We start from the raw sequence: 13362 nt of genomic DNA, 5'->3' as shown, positions 1-13362 counted from the left end.
GCCAGCCCCCCACTCCCCCACGCGATGGAGGTCGGCATGAACATCGACGACTATCTCGACGACGAGCAGCTGAAAGTCGTCGGGTTGCTCGGGGTCGTCATCGTCGCGATGGCCGCCGGCCCGATGCTGTTGATGCCCTCGGACGACACCGAGATCAAGCCGAACAACGGCACGGTCGTGACTCCTGACGGCACGGAACTCCAAGAGGTCGACGGCGGCGTTAACCGCGGCCCGCTCGGTGGACTGAACGCTATCCCGGCGTCGCACCTCCGAGACGACGAGAGCCCGACGGTACATGCCTCGGCCGGCGCGCAGACGATGCGCGTCGAGACGACGACCGTCAACGGCGAACCGGCGCTGAACCTCTCCGACGACCGGACGCATGACGGCCGCTGGGTCTCGGTGCCGACGGAGTGGTTCAACCGGACTCAAGGCGGCGTTCCGTCGGTCGCGCGTATCGCTCACGAGGAGAACGGGACCTACACCGAGACGATACAGGTCCGCGGCGACTCCGCGGCGTTCTACGTTCGCGGCTTCTCGACGAACACGGTCACCTTCGGCGGCGAGCTGGTCATCCGTGACCGGCCGGCCGTCGACGGCACTCGTCACACGTACCAACTGGACTCGCGCGACTCCGTCGACGACCTATCGATCAATGTGACGGGCGTCAATAACACCGTTTCAGAGTCTGTGATGACTACAACCAGTGACGGGGACTCTATTTCAATTGATGTCGGAGGTAACACAGCCCCAGAAAATGAAACCGTCACACTCACCGGCAAATCGGAGACGAACACCCGCACGGTTTCGGGGACCAACAATGGTGGAACGACAACAGAGCAAATTGACGTGGACGGGACCGAAGCGCCGTCAAATGCGGAAATAACGTTTGCTCATAACTCCGGTGATGGAGAGTATGAGCCATCGGATAGCAAATTTTATGTAGATCAGCAGAAAGACCGCCTCCAAGATACGTATGTTATGGATTGGTCAGACGAAGCCGGACAAGAGCCACCAGCAGTTATCCAAGAGTTTGAGACTTATATCTACGCGAGTGACGGGGAATCTATCGAGACAGAGGTCTACCTAGCGAACGGCGACACGGACCCCTTTGCCAACGGTGAGAAAGTGGGGGCACTCACCGGAAACGTTGTTCAGGGTGAGAGTACCCACTTCAGCTTGTCCGGGTTTAATTTTGAAACCACCGGAGAGACGGTTTCTGTTGGTCTTAGAGAGGTTGACTCCATCAATGATAACGACCTAAAACTCGGATATAACGATTATACATTTTACAAGCCATATTTCACCCGAATCTCGCAGAACACCGCTGAGGTGTCCGTAACAGACGATTCAGGTGTTATCACATATACGGCACCAATTGACGAACAGGAGACAAAGAATATCGACATATCGAGGTCAACGGACTCCATAGAAATATCAGGAGCTACCTCAAATCAGGTGGAATACGACCTCTCATGGACAGAAACCTCGATCACGGAAGATCCGTCGATTGAGATAGGCGGAACTACCGTATCTCACTCGGGGAAACTCTCAGGTGGAGAAACGGTTACGGAGTCTCTCGACCTTCCAACTGGGTCGAATACAGGCGAGATGTCGGTTACTGGACCGGTTGACGTTTCTGTGTCATGGACAGAGGTCAGTCAGACGCGCGGTCCCGTCGTGGAATTGAACGGTGAGACTGCCGCCTACAATGGCACCCTCGCCGAAGGCGAGACCGTCGACCTCGGCGGCAGCGTCTCGTGGCTCGAAGACGGCCAGAACAACGTCACCGTCCACGTCGGCGACGGCTCCTACTCGGGGGACGGCCCCGAGCCGCAGGTCGACGTCGAGTACCGCCACGGCCTCGAATCGCCGCGCACCGTCGACTACGAGAGCGAAGCGCTCTCCGAGCGTTACAATATCTCGAAGACGTATACGACGGCGCGAGCGAACGCCTCCCTCACCATCCCGCACGCTCGCACGGTCCTCTCGATGCGAGCGCTCGACTACCGGCTAAACGAGACGGGGAGCTGGTCGAGTGTCCCGCAGTCGGCCGCGAACCTCTCGGGGACGACGCTCGACGTCGACGTGGCGGCGCTCGCCGGCGACCCGGTGCCGGAGGGAACGACCATCGAGGTCCGCTCCACCGGCTCGCGCGTCGACGCGCACAACTCCGAGATCTCGGTCGTCCGCGCGACGCCGGTCGGGTTCGACATGAACTCCCGTATCCAGCTCGACTCGTGGAACTCCGGGAGCTACCTCGAAGTGGGCGAGACGCCACAGGGCGGACTCGTCTACTACGCCGAGAACGAGACGTACAGCGCCGAGAGCGACTACGTCGAACTCTACAGCGACGGGTCGCAGCAGTTCTACGCGCCGAACGCGAGCAGTGGCTCGAAGCTCACGCTGAACACGCTCTCCGCTCGCGTCTCGCCCGACCGGAACTCCATGCGCGTCCGCGTCCCGGAGAGCCTCAACGCGACCAACACCGAGTTCGTCGTCGAGCCGGCCTCGGTCGTCGGTGACTCGTGGACCGCCGAGTACGTCGCCGGCACCGACGGCCAGTGGTACGCCGTCGTGGACGGCTCCGGCAGCGAGCTCGGCTCTGCCGAGAAGCCAGACGCGATCGAGGTGAGTCGCGACGATGTCGGCCTCGTGTCGATCGTGCCGACGGAGGCGCCGAGCACGTCGACGGACGGTCCGGGTGGCGGCATCTTCGCGGCCGCTACGACCGGGAACCTCCCGAGCCTCATCGTCCTGTTCGGCAGCGTCGGGATGCTCTTCGTCGCCGGCACGCGGCCGGCGAGTTCGCGAGAAGCGGTCGAGCGGTTCGCCGGAAGCGTCGGCGGCCTCGTGGGTCGCGTTCCGCGCATCGGTGGCGCGCTCGAATCCGCCGTCGAAAGTGGACTCTCGTCCGCTGGCAGCGGCCTCGTGACGGTCGGGGAGAACAGACTGCTCACGGGCGCTATCGGCGTCGCCGTCGCTGTGGCGGCCAACGAAGCCGGACTGTACAGTATCGGCTCCGAAACGGGCGCTATCCTCGCGGTCGGTGGGATCGCTGTCGGCTCGCTGTTCCTCCTCCGGGAGGCCAACGAGTTCACGACCGCGCGGTGGATCGCGATAGTCGCCGTTGCCGGCGTCGTCGCGCTCCAGGGCCTCGGCGAGGGCGACCTCCTCGCGGAGTTCGTCAACTCCGACGCGTTCCTCATCGCGATCCTGATCGGCGGCTACGCCGTCATCCAGCTGGTCCGTGAGTACCGCGCGAACAACGGTCCCGACGACGACCGACCGCAGGTGATCGTCGGCGGCCGGTTTAGAGACGGCGGCGACGAGGGGTCAGACTGATGAGCTGGCTCCTCGAAGCGCTGGAGGCACTCGGCGCCGGGCAGCAGCTACTCATGGGCGCGATGCTGCTGATGGGTGCGCTCTACGTGCTCAAGTTCGTCAAAATCGGGAAGATAATCGGTGACAGCATCTCCTCGATGGCCGGATACGGGATCGTCCTGCTCGTCGCCGGTGGACTCTTGATTGCGTTTGGCTGGGTCGACCCGAACGTCTCCGCCATGACGTCACAGTTGTCGACCGCCGTCGACGCTCTCTGGAGTGTTGTCGGCGAGTGGGTCGTCGAGCAGACGCTCGGGCGGCTCAACGAAGTTGTGGCCGCGTAGCGCCGCCAGCAGAACAGCACCCGCTTCTCGGCGCGTGCTGTGTCGCTATTAGCGTTCGAAGCGATACGCGCCGGTTGGTACCCAAACACCCTTCGGGTGGTTAGGAGTGAAAATTTTTCGCGCTGGCCAAACCCCGGCTTCGAGTGCTTCAGGTGGAACTTCTGAAAGCGGTTGCTGTGTATTTTCCCCCGAAGGGGGTGCCCTTAGGCACACTCCCTAAGGGGTCTGTCCCAGCCCATGGGATCGAACCCTGACCAACCGCCGGGGTCGCGACGACGTCGAGGTCGACCGCGACCGCGATCGAGAGCAAAATCGGCTCAGATACCACTCAAAACGTTACGAGGTGGACACGAAACAGGGGGCAGGATAGTGTTGCCACTCAGCTGTCGGTGGTCAGCGGGGGAGCTTCGACGAGAAGAGAACGTCCCCGTTCCGGTTGATCGGCCGCTGACCCGTTCGACGTCCCTTCTCCTTCTCCGTCCAGGAGAACTCACCGCTGATGAACTTCCGGTACGCCATCGAGCCGGTGTCCTCAGCCGCGTCGACGCCGGCGCGGATGAGCTTCACGAGTTCGACGCGGGAGAGGGGCTGGCCGCCGAGATCGACGACCATCCCGTCGACGGACTCAGTGATCGAGATACCGTGGCGCCGAGCCCAGCGTGCGAGCGCGGAGTCCTGGTCGATCATCTCCGTCTCCGCCGACGCCAGCTGCCGAACACCGCCGACGACCCAGTCCGTAACGTCCTCGAAAGTGCTCAGCAGGTCCTGAAACTTCTCGCGGATCAGGCTGTCCTCAAACGACATCTTCGCGTTCGCGACCTCAACGAGGTCGTCGAACTTCTCCGCGGCGCGGTAGACCGTCGAGCGAGACGTGTCCGAGAGCTCGGCCAACTGCTCGACGTCGGCGCCGTCGCCGCCGTCGGTCAGCGCGGCCAGCACAGATCGCTCGGACTCGGTCGCGTCGCCGCGCGCGAAGTGCGCGACTGCCTGCTGCTCTTCGCCCTCCTGGACGCTGGGCATCTTGTTGTCCACGAGGTCGAGATCTCGCTCTGACTCTGTCGCCTCGAAGTAGTGATCCGCCGTGTAGACACGCGGATCAGCGCGCGTCGGGAGGCCTGCCCAGAGGAGGACGTTCAGCAGCGACTCGTCGAGCTCCTTCCGGAGAGCGTCGACGTCGAACGCGCCCTCTTCGCTCCAGGGCACTGAGGCGAGGTCGGAGTAGTCCTTCGACCACTGGAGTTCGAGCTTCGGGTCCGAGAGCGGATCGTCGTCCGACGACGTCTCCTCGGACCGGGCGAACTCAGGGTGGTAGTACTTCACCAGCTTTCCGACGCCGTTCGGCTTCTCCGTGAGCTTCTTCCAAGTCGACTCGTCGAGCGCGACGGCGTTGCGATGGCCGACAACCTTCTCGTTGTCCCACTTGTACTCTCCTCTCCCGCGGTTGTTCGACCCGAAGAGCGCGAGTTGATCGAGGACCGCGCCCTGTCCGGCGACGTGTTGCTCGCCGGCGCTGCGGTCCAGGCGGAGGTACATCTCCATCTGATAGGCGTTCGAGTGGTCGTGAACGCACTCGTCGCGGAAGTAGTGCGTACTGATGTCGAGCTCTTCAGCGAGTCGACGGAGCAGCGGGATCACCTCGTCCGGCTCTAAGTTGCTGGAGTTCGCCTGAACGCGCAGGCCGTACGGGAGATCCTCCGGCATCGACCCGATGCGCTCGCCGTCAGCTGTGCGTGCGTTCGGAAGCGACGGGCGGAACTGGAACGACGCCTTCCGCTCACCGAGACCGTCCTGCGCTCGGACGGCGATCTGGTACTCGTTGAACGTTTCGTAGGGGCGTGTCGGCGCGGCGATGCCGCCGGACCAGTACTTCGTCTTGTCCGCGTTGATCTCCCAGAGCTCCCCGTCAAAAACGAACGACTCGATGTCCTCGGCGACGCTCGGCTCGTACTGCGAGACGATCGCGTCGTACGGCGACAACGATCCGGGATGGCCGTTCTGACTCGTGTCGGGCTGCGAGAACAGCAGGTGGGCGCCGAACGCGTGAACACGCGGCTCGACGCACTCAATCGGTCCCTCGACGTCGAAGGTTCGGTACTGGGTCGACTCGGGACTCTTGGGATGGACCTGCCGAGTTCCCTCGTTGGCGGCATCGCGAAGCTCACGCGCCTCGTCGGAATCGACGACGGCCTCGATCGAGTCCTCCTCGTCACCAGTGACGGGCTCGGCGTCGTTCAGCAACTCGTCGAGGTCACCCTGCGGCCCGGGTTCCAGGTAGTCGTCGCTCACGGCACCACCTCGCCAGCGGGAACGACGACGGGGCGCTTCGAGCCGTCGGCGAAGACGGCCCCGATTGAGACCCACGGCTCGCCGCCGCGGTCGCGAGAGGAGCCGACCTCGACGTTCGCATCTCCGGGACCGATCGCGAGGACGTACTCACAGGACCGACAGCAGTAGCCGCGAACACAGACGGTGTTGCCGTCGACGCGCCGGGGACCCTGGTTCGCGAGCCGCATCGTCGGTATCTGTGGCGAGCCAAGCGAGTCTTCGACCGACTCCTGACAGCGAGGGCAGGCCGCAATGCGGGCGCCGCCGGTCCAGCGGGCGATCGGACGGCGGATGAGAACCGAGTCGGTCATCGGTCCAACCCCTTGGGCATCCGGACGCGATGCGCGGTGGTCCAGGGCTCGACGTCGTCTCGATCACTCAGCATCGGACTCACCCCCGTAGAGCGCCTTTCGAGCGTCCGGATCGAGGTCGTGGACGCCCTCGTGTTCACGGAACCAGCTGACGAAGTCGCCTGCGGACGAGCGGTCTATCTCTACACACTCGCGTGGTTCGAGGTCCCGATCGACGGTCACGAAATGGACGAGGCCATCATCGTCGGGCTCGGCGCTGTCGAACAGCGCCCACCCGTCGACGCCGAGCGCGACTCGGCGCATCTTCTCGCCGTCGACGGCGATCTCCTTTGGAATCTCGTTGAGCGTCAGAAATCGGTTGCCGACGGTTGCGTAGATCCCGGGATCGTCGACACCGTCGAGGCGGCGGACACGCTCCCAGATCTCGGGATTGTGTTCGCGGTACCGGGCGACGTGGTACTCGCAATACGCAATGTCGCCACCGATCACGGGCCAGGGGAGACGGTAGCTCTGTTCCCGGTCGCAGTGACCGCACTCACAGATCACGTGCTCGTCGACGGGACCGACGTCCGGTTCGAGGGCTCGATGAGCACCCGAGTACCACGGCTGGCTTCGTGGACGGCTCATCGGTTTCCTCCGTCAGCGCGCAGCGGGGCGCCGACACGCTGGCCACGGTTACGGTTCGGGTCCTCAGCGGGGTCGACGAGGTCGACGTCGACGCCTGCGGCGCTGCCGCGGCTGATGCGACGGAAGCAGTCGCATCCGAGACAGCGGTGTGCGACTCCGTCTTCGTCGCCGAATACGGCACAAAAGCGATCCGACACGTGCCGGTCGCAGTACCGGCATGATCGGCCGTCGACTGAACCGCCGATCTGGCGGTTCATAGCGCACCCCCCTGAATGCGGTTTTCAGGCGCTTGATAGGGTTGAGACTGGTGGCAATGGAAACCAGTCAGAATTTTTATGGGACCGCTGAGAGTCGAACTCAGGTCATACGGACCCCATCCGCATAGGATACCACTACCCCACGGTCCCTGACTACACGCAGACGAACGGCGGTCCGGTAATTAAGGACTTCGCTTCACTCGTCGGCGGCGTCCCGCGACGCCACGGGGTCGCCGCCGTCCCGGACGGCGAGACTCCCGATCGGGTCGCCCTCGTAGACGGCCAGCCCCTCGCACCGGCCGAGGACGTACCCGTCATGTTCGGCGCGGACCGTCGCGCGTGACGTTCCCGCCGCGTCGACCGCCTCGCTCTCGTCGAACGCGTCGCCGGCGTCGACGCGGTGGCGGACCTATAAAAGAACGCGCTCCAAGTCGACGACCTTCCCGCCGTCCGCGCTCGGGTCGCCGACGACTCGCCCCAGACAGACCGCGGTGCCGTCCGGGGTGAAACACGCGACGAGCGGCGGATCGCCCTCGTCGGCGTCGGGCTCCCGACCGCTGACCGTTCCGGGGACCGCCGCGTCGTCCGCGTCGATCACGCCGGGCGCGTACACCGGCGCGCCGGTCGCGACGCTGCGGGCGGCCGACCGCGCGACCGCCACCGCGGGGAGGTGCGTCAGGGCGTCCTCGGCGGGACGGACCACCTCGCGGAGGAGCGCGTCGTCGCCCTCCTCGGCCCAGGCGAGCGCGTCCACGAGGTCCTGGAGCGGGCGGAGGTCGCGGTCGTCGAACGGGTCGGTGGCGGTGCGGCGGAGGTGGCCCATGTGCGCGCCGACCCCCGTCGCGAGCCCGATGTCGTGACAGAGCTTCCGGACGTACGTCCCCGACTCGCAGCGGATCCGGAGGAGCGCCCGGCGGTCGGCGACCTCCAGCACGTCGAGGTCGTGGACCGTCCGCGTGCGGAGGCGACGGCTCACGGCGCTCTTTCGGGGCGGCTTCTGGTACACCTCGCTCTCGAACTCCGCGACCACCTCGCGGAAGTCCGCCGGCGGGGCCCCGTGGAGCTCCAGCACCGCGACGTACTCCTTCGCGCCTTCGAGGAACACCTGCGCCATGCGCGTCGCGTCCCCGGTCAGCGTGGGGAGGCAGCCGGTGACCTTCGGGTCGAGGGTTCCGGAGTGGGCGACGCCGCCGGTGGGGGGACCGGCCGGATCGAGCGCGGCGAGCGTTTCGTCTATCGCGTCGCGCACCCACGCCGACACCTGATGCGATGAGGGGCCGGCGGGCTTGTCGAGGTTGACGACGCCGAACCGGAGCAGTTCCGGCACCGAGCGCTCGCCCGGCGGCGCCCTGAGCGGGTCCTCCCCGTCGGCGAGCGCGTCGGCGTCGGAGTCTGAGGCGTCTGTCATGCGGAGGCGGGTTGGGGACTCAGAAGTCGTACGCGACGCCCTCGACGGGCGATTTCCCCTCGTCGTCCTCGGGGTCGTACGCCTCGACGGTCGCGACGAGGACGTCGAGGAACGGTTCGGGGCCCCAGCGGGCGGTGTTGTACGCGGCGTCGTAGATCGAGAGATCCTCGATGTCGATGTTGTAGTACTCCCGATACCGCTTGCGCTCGGAGGCCTCGCGGCGCTCCGTCTCCGTTCGCGCGCGGTCGACCGGCTTCGCCTCGCGCGCCGCGATCCGCTCGGCGCGGACCGACAGCGGCGCGTCGAACCAGAACCGGAAGTCGGCGTGGTCGGCCGCGAGCCACCCGGCGAGCCGCGATTCGAGGACCACGTCGTCGCGCTCGACGGCGATCTCGCGGAGCCGGCGGTCGAGGTCGCGGTCGATCTGTGGGTCCTCCTCGGCGAACTCGTTGAACTCGACGGGCGTCATGTCGCGTTCGGCCGCCATCTCGCGGAAGATGTCGCCGCCGGAGACGTGTCCGAGGCCGAGCGCGTCCGCCAGTTGGACGGCGTTAGTGCTCTTCCCGCTGCCGGGCGGGCCGGAGACGGTGATCAACATATCACCACTGCGCGGGTGTCGTTCAAAACGGTTGTCGTTCGGCCGCGGCGGGGCCGTCCGTTCGCGGGCAATCCGGCCCCGCTCGGTCAGGGCTCGTCGTCGGCCGTCGCGGCCGTCATCGACCAGACCGCGACGAGGCCGAGGAGGAGCGCGGGGACGAGCGGGAGCGCGAGGTACGTCGCGAAGAAGGGGAGACCGAACCAGCCCGCGGCGTACGGGTAGACGTAGATGATCCCGGGGATGACGAGCGCGCAGATGAATATCGCCGCCGTCAGCGCCCACCCCTTGCGGCCGAAGCCGTCGGCGGCGGGCTCGTCGGCGGCGGTCGGGCCGCCGGCGCCGGCGCTGTCGGTCGCGTCGGCGCCGTCGTCGGTGCCCGGGACGTGGACGTAGCCGCCGTCGGTGGTACCGTCGGCGGTCGCGTCCGCGTCGTCGTTGTCGGTCTCAGAGCTCACTGTCCGGCTTTAGCACCACCTTGCCAAAGCCCTCACGGTTTTCGATCATCTCGTGTGCGCGCGCGGCCTCGCTCATCGGGAGGACCTCGCGGACGCGGGGCTCGAAGGTGCCGTCCCAGACGAGTTCCAGCACGTCGTCGACCTCGCCGGGCGTCGCCATCGTGGAGCCGATGACGGAGAGCTGGTTCCAGAAGATGCGGTTGAGCCCGGCGCCGGGGTTCGGGCCGGTCGTGGCGCCGCAGGTGACGAGCCGGCCGCCCTTCGCCATCGACTTCAGCGAGTTCGGGTAGGTGGCCTCGCCGACGTGGTCGACGACCACGTCGACGCCGCGCTTGCCGGTGAGCGCGGCGACCTCCTCGGCGAAGTCGTTCGCCTCGTAGTCGATGACGTGGTCTGCGCCGCAGTCCTCGGCGTGCGAGAGCTTCTCCTCGGTGGAGGCGGTCGCGTACACCTCACAGCCCGCGTGGTCGGCGATCTGGACCGCGGCGTGGCCGACGCCGCCGGAGGCGCCGAGGACGAGCACCTTCTCGCCGGCCTCGATGTCGGCGCGCGTCTGGAGCATGCGCCACGCGGTCTGGAAGACGAGCGACGCGGAGCCGGCGACCTCCCAGTCGACGCCGGACGGGACCGGGACGAGGTTCGCCGCGGGCACCGTTGCCTTCTCCGCGTGGACGCCGCGGACGTGCTCGCCGATGATGTGGAAGGAGACGCACAGCGACTCCTCGCCGTTGCGACAGAACTCGCAGTCCCCGCAGGAGACGCCGGCGCTCACGGCGACGCGGTCGCCCGGCTCGAAGCGCGTCACGCCGTCGCCGACGGCCTCGACGACGCCCGCGGCGTCGCTGCCGGGAACGTGCGGCATCTCCAGGTCGATGCCGGGCATCCCGCGTCGCGTCCAGACGTCGAGGTGGTTCAACGCGCCCGCCTTCACGTCGACGAGGACCTCGCCGCGGTCCGGTTCGGGGTCGGGGAACTCGCCGTACTCGATCACGTCGCGGTCGCCGTGGTCGGCGAACTGAACGGCCTTCATGCTCGGACCCTCCCGCGGGACCCACTAAACACTACGCCTCACGGAAACGGGGGACCGGCCCCGCGAACGGAGACGCGAACCCGCGGGACTGCGCGCGAACTGACCGTGCGAGACCCCCACAGCGACTCGACCGTTTCGTGATGTTTAAGTACCGAAGGCGGGAGCATACGAACGCACGAACTGCAGGGGCGTCGGGCCCCGAGTCCGCAAGGGCGATGATACAACGCGGGTTGCGGTAGCCAAGCCTGGCCCAAGGCGCAGGGTTGCTAACTCTGTGGCGTCACTGCCTCCGGGGTTCGAATCCCCGCCGCAACGCTCGAACGGACGAGTACCGCCGATTCGCGTCGGTAGGGCTCACCACAACCAACACATGAGCACGGAAGAATCACAGGACGACTCGCCGGAGGAGGAGGAAGACCTCCAGTACTTCGTTCGGATCGGGGGCGCGGACCTCGACGGGACGAAGACGGTCGAGCGAAGCCTGTCCGAACTCGACGGCATCGGCACGCGCACGGCGCGGCTGGTCGCCGAGAAGGCCGACGTGGACCGCAACGCCACGTTCGGGCTCCTCGACGAGGAGGACATCGACGCGGTGGTCGACATCGCCGAGAACCTCGAAGACCACGTCCCGTCGTGGATGACGAACCGACAGAACGACTTCTTCACCGGAGAGACGACGCACCTCGTCGGCACCGACGTCAGCGAGAAGCGCCGTCACGACATCAACCGGATGAAGGTCATCGAATCGTACAAGGGCGTGCGCCACAAGCGCGGGCAGAAGGTCCGCGGCCAGCGCACCAAGTCCACGGGTCGCTCGGAGGGGACCATCGGGGTCAACGTCGAGGAGATCCGCGAGGAGATGGCGGACGACGAAGGCGGTGACGACGAATGAGCACCGGAAAGAACACCAAGGGCTACGAGACGCCGAACCACCCGTACCAGGGCGAGCGCATCGCCGAGGAGTCCGATCTCCTCTCGCGGTACGGCCTGAAGAACAAAGAGGAGTTCTGGCGTGCCCAGTCCGAGCTGCGTAACATGCGTCGGGAGGCCCGACGGCTGCTCGGCGAGGCGCAGGGCGACGTCGAGGCCGCCCAGGACGCCGGCGCGGAGTTCGTCACTCGACTTCGCCGCATCGGCATCCTCGGCGACAACGACGACATCTCGACGGTCCTGTCGCTCGACGTGACCGACCTCTTGGAGCGTCGCCTCCAGACGGTCGTCTACCGACAGGGCTTCGCCTCCTCGACCCAGCAGGCCCGCCAGTTCATCGTCCACGGCCACATCACCGTCAGCGGCGCCCGCGTCACGCGCCCGTCGGTGAAGGTGGACGTCGACGACGAAGGCGCCATCGCCTTCGACGAGACGAGCCCGCTCGCGGACGATCTCCACCCCGAGCGCGCGGAGTCACAGGAGTAACCAACCATGAGTGAATCCGAGGACGGAAAGTGGGGCATCGCCCACGTGTACGCGTCGTTCAACAACACGCTCATCACGGTCACCGACGAGACGGGCGCCGAGACGATCGCCAAGTCGTCCGGCGGCACCGTGGTGAAGCAGAACCGCGACGAGGCGTCGCCGTACGCCGCCATGCAGATGGCGGAGGTCGTCGCCGAGCGCGTCAAGGACGCCGGTCTGGAGGGCGTGCACGTTCGCGTGCGCGGCCCCGGCGGCAACCTCAACAAGTCCACCGGTCCCGGTGCGCAGGCGACGATCCGCGCGCTCTCGCGTGCGGGCGTCGAGATCGGGCGCATCGAGGACGTCACGCCGATCCCGCACGACGGGACGAAGGCGCCGAAGAACAAGCGAGTCTGACATGACCGAAGACGAATTCGACGTCCAGTACGTCGAACGGGACGAACGCAGCGCGCGGGTGCTGATCCGCGGGCTCACGCCGGCGTTCGCGAACGGCATCCGCCGCGCGATGATCGCCGACGTCCCGACGTTCTCGATCGACACCGTTCGGTTCGTCGAGAACTCCTCGGTCATGTTCGACGAGATGATCGGCCTGCGTCTGGGGCTCGTGCCCCTGACGACGCCGCTCGACGACTTCGAACTCGGCGACGAGGTCACCCTCGCGCTCGACGTCGAAGGCCCGGCGACGGCGTACTCCGGCGACATCGAGAGCAGCGACCCGCTCGTCGAGGTCGCCGACGAGAACGTCCCGATCATCGAGCTGAAGGAGGGACAGCGGTTGGAGTTCGAGGCCGACGCGGTCCTCGACACCGGCAAGGAGCACGCCAAACACCAGGGCGGCGTCTCCGTCGGCTACCGCCACCTCCAGCGCGTCACGGTCGAGGGCGACCGGGGCGAGTTCGACGACGACGAGCCGAACATCCTCCGCGGCGTCATCGAGACGCCCGAGGGCGACATCGAGCTCACGGACGAGTTCGACAACGACCTCTCGGAACGGTTCCCCGGGAAGGAGGTCGCGGTCGAGGACGTGCCGGGCGCGTTCGTCTTCCACATCGAGACGGACGGCTCGTTCGACGTCGAGGAACTGCTGCTCCGCGCCATCGACTCCATCGAGGAGCGCGCGGACGAACTACAGACGAAAGTCGCAGTCTAAGGAAATGACGGCCCTTCGAACCAACACCCTGACCGTCGCCCCCGCCGACAGCCGCGGCCCCGCTCCGACCGCCGGAGCGCCCGCGGCCGACGCGGCGGACGGCGGGACCGAAAGTGG

Annotated in this window: 14 protein-coding genes, 2 tRNA genes and 1 pseudogene; 7 read left to right on the top strand and 10 right to left on the bottom strand. The window is 66.4% G+C overall.

Features of this window, described 5'->3' with window-relative positions; translation table 11 throughout:
* Positions 1 to 36 precede the first annotated feature (36 nt).
* Positions 37 to 3345, top strand: coding sequence for a hypothetical protein (locus AMR74_RS19510; protein WP_240471129.1), 3309 nt, complete (start codon positions 37 to 39; stop codon positions 3343 to 3345).
* Positions 3345 to 3668 (top strand): hypothetical protein, encoded by a 324-nt coding sequence (locus tag AMR74_RS05760; RefSeq protein WP_053771114.1) that lies wholly within the window; start codon positions 3345 to 3347, stop codon positions 3666 to 3668. The genes AMR74_RS19510 and AMR74_RS05760 overlap by 1 nt, the downstream gene beginning before the upstream one ends.
* Positions 3669 to 4061: 393 nt before the next feature.
* Here AMR74_RS05760 and AMR74_RS05755 read toward each other — a convergent pair whose 3' ends face one another.
* From AMR74_RS05755 to AMR74_RS05720, 10 genes and pseudogenes are all read right to left on the bottom strand, one after another.
* The gene (locus tag AMR74_RS05755; RefSeq protein WP_053771113.1) at positions 4062 to 5954 is read right to left on the bottom strand and encodes a DUF7845 domain-containing protein; all 1893 of its coding nucleotides are present in this window, start codon (positions 5952 to 5954) and stop codon (positions 4062 to 4064) included.
* A complete protein-coding gene (locus AMR74_RS05750) occupies positions 5951 to 6304 on the bottom strand; it encodes a hypothetical protein (RefSeq protein ID WP_053771112.1) in 354 nt (117 codons plus the stop codon). The genes AMR74_RS05755 and AMR74_RS05750 overlap by 4 nt, the downstream gene beginning before the upstream one ends.
* 63 nt (positions 6305 to 6367) lie before the next feature.
* Entirely contained in the window at positions 6368 to 6931 is a 564-nt protein-coding gene (locus tag AMR74_RS05745; RefSeq protein WP_053771111.1) for a hypothetical protein, read from the bottom strand.
* Positions 6928 to 7188 (bottom strand): DUF7563 family protein, encoded by a 261-nt coding sequence (locus AMR74_RS20030; RefSeq protein WP_077152254.1) that lies wholly within the window; start codon positions 7186 to 7188, stop codon positions 6928 to 6930. Before AMR74_RS20030 ends, AMR74_RS05745 begins: the two co-directional genes overlap by 4 nt.
* Positions 7189 to 7267: 79 nt before the next feature.
* A tRNA-Pro gene (locus AMR74_RS05740) sits at positions 7268 to 7338 on the bottom strand.
* A gap of 46 nt (positions 7339 to 7384) precedes the next feature.
* Positions 7385 to 7597, bottom strand: a pseudogene (locus tag AMR74_RS19505) (succinylglutamate desuccinylase/aspartoacylase family protein); the annotation flags it as partial.
* On the bottom strand, positions 7598 to 8596 hold the full coding sequence (locus AMR74_RS05735; RefSeq protein WP_053771110.1) for an RNA-guided pseudouridylation complex pseudouridine synthase subunit Cbf5: 999 nt from the start codon (positions 8594 to 8596) through the stop codon (positions 7598 to 7600). It abuts the pseudogene before it with no gap.
* Positions 8597 to 8615: 19 nt separating this feature from the next.
* Positions 8616 to 9194: a (d)CMP kinase gene (cmk, locus tag AMR74_RS05730; protein WP_053771109.1), complete on the bottom strand. Its 579-nt coding sequence runs from the start codon at positions 9192 to 9194 to the stop codon at positions 8616 to 8618.
* An 86-nt stretch (positions 9195 to 9280) separates the two neighbouring features.
* Positions 9281 to 9649 (bottom strand): hypothetical protein, encoded by a 369-nt coding sequence (locus AMR74_RS05725; protein ID WP_053771108.1) that lies wholly within the window; start codon positions 9647 to 9649, stop codon positions 9281 to 9283.
* The gene (locus AMR74_RS05720) at positions 9639 to 10679 is read right to left on the bottom strand and encodes a zinc-binding dehydrogenase (protein ID WP_053771107.1); all 1041 of its coding nucleotides are present in this window, start codon (positions 10677 to 10679) and stop codon (positions 9639 to 9641) included. Before AMR74_RS05720 ends, AMR74_RS05725 begins: the two co-directional genes overlap by 11 nt.
* 229 nt (positions 10680 to 10908) lie before the next feature.
* Between AMR74_RS05720 and AMR74_RS05715 the strand changes: the two genes are divergently transcribed.
* The 5 genes from AMR74_RS05715 to AMR74_RS05695 all read left to right on the top strand — a co-directional run bounded on the left by AMR74_RS05715 (position 10909) and on the right by AMR74_RS05695 (position 13245).
* Positions 10909 to 10994, top strand: a tRNA-Ser gene (locus AMR74_RS05715).
* Positions 10995 to 11049: 55 nt separating this feature from the next.
* Positions 11050 to 11571, top strand: a complete 522-nt coding sequence (locus tag AMR74_RS05710) for a 30S ribosomal protein S13 (protein WP_053771106.1) — start codon at positions 11050 to 11052, stop codon at positions 11569 to 11571.
* A complete protein-coding gene (locus tag AMR74_RS05705; protein WP_053771105.1) occupies positions 11568 to 12095 on the top strand; it encodes a 30S ribosomal protein S4 in 528 nt (175 codons plus the stop codon). The genes AMR74_RS05710 and AMR74_RS05705 overlap by 4 nt, the downstream gene beginning before the upstream one ends.
* Positions 12096 to 12101: 6 nt before the next feature.
* Positions 12102 to 12491 (top strand): 30S ribosomal protein S11, encoded by a 390-nt coding sequence (locus AMR74_RS05700; RefSeq protein WP_004046448.1) that lies wholly within the window; start codon positions 12102 to 12104, stop codon positions 12489 to 12491.
* A gap of 1 nt (position 12492) precedes the next feature.
* Positions 12493 to 13245 carry a DNA-directed RNA polymerase subunit D gene (locus tag AMR74_RS05695; protein ID WP_053771104.1) on the top strand — a complete coding sequence of 251 codons (753 nt, stop codon included), beginning with the start codon at positions 12493 to 12495 and terminating at the stop codon, positions 13243 to 13245.
* Positions 13246 to 13362: the final 117 nt, after the last annotated feature.

Source organism: Halorubrum tropicale (assembly GCF_001280455.1).
Taxonomy (GTDB): Archaea; Halobacteriota; Halobacteria; order Halobacteriales; family Haloferacaceae; genus Halorubrum; species Halorubrum tropicale.
The sequence above is the reverse complement of the archived record's forward strand: the minus strand, read 5'-3'. Positions and strand labels throughout refer to the sequence as shown.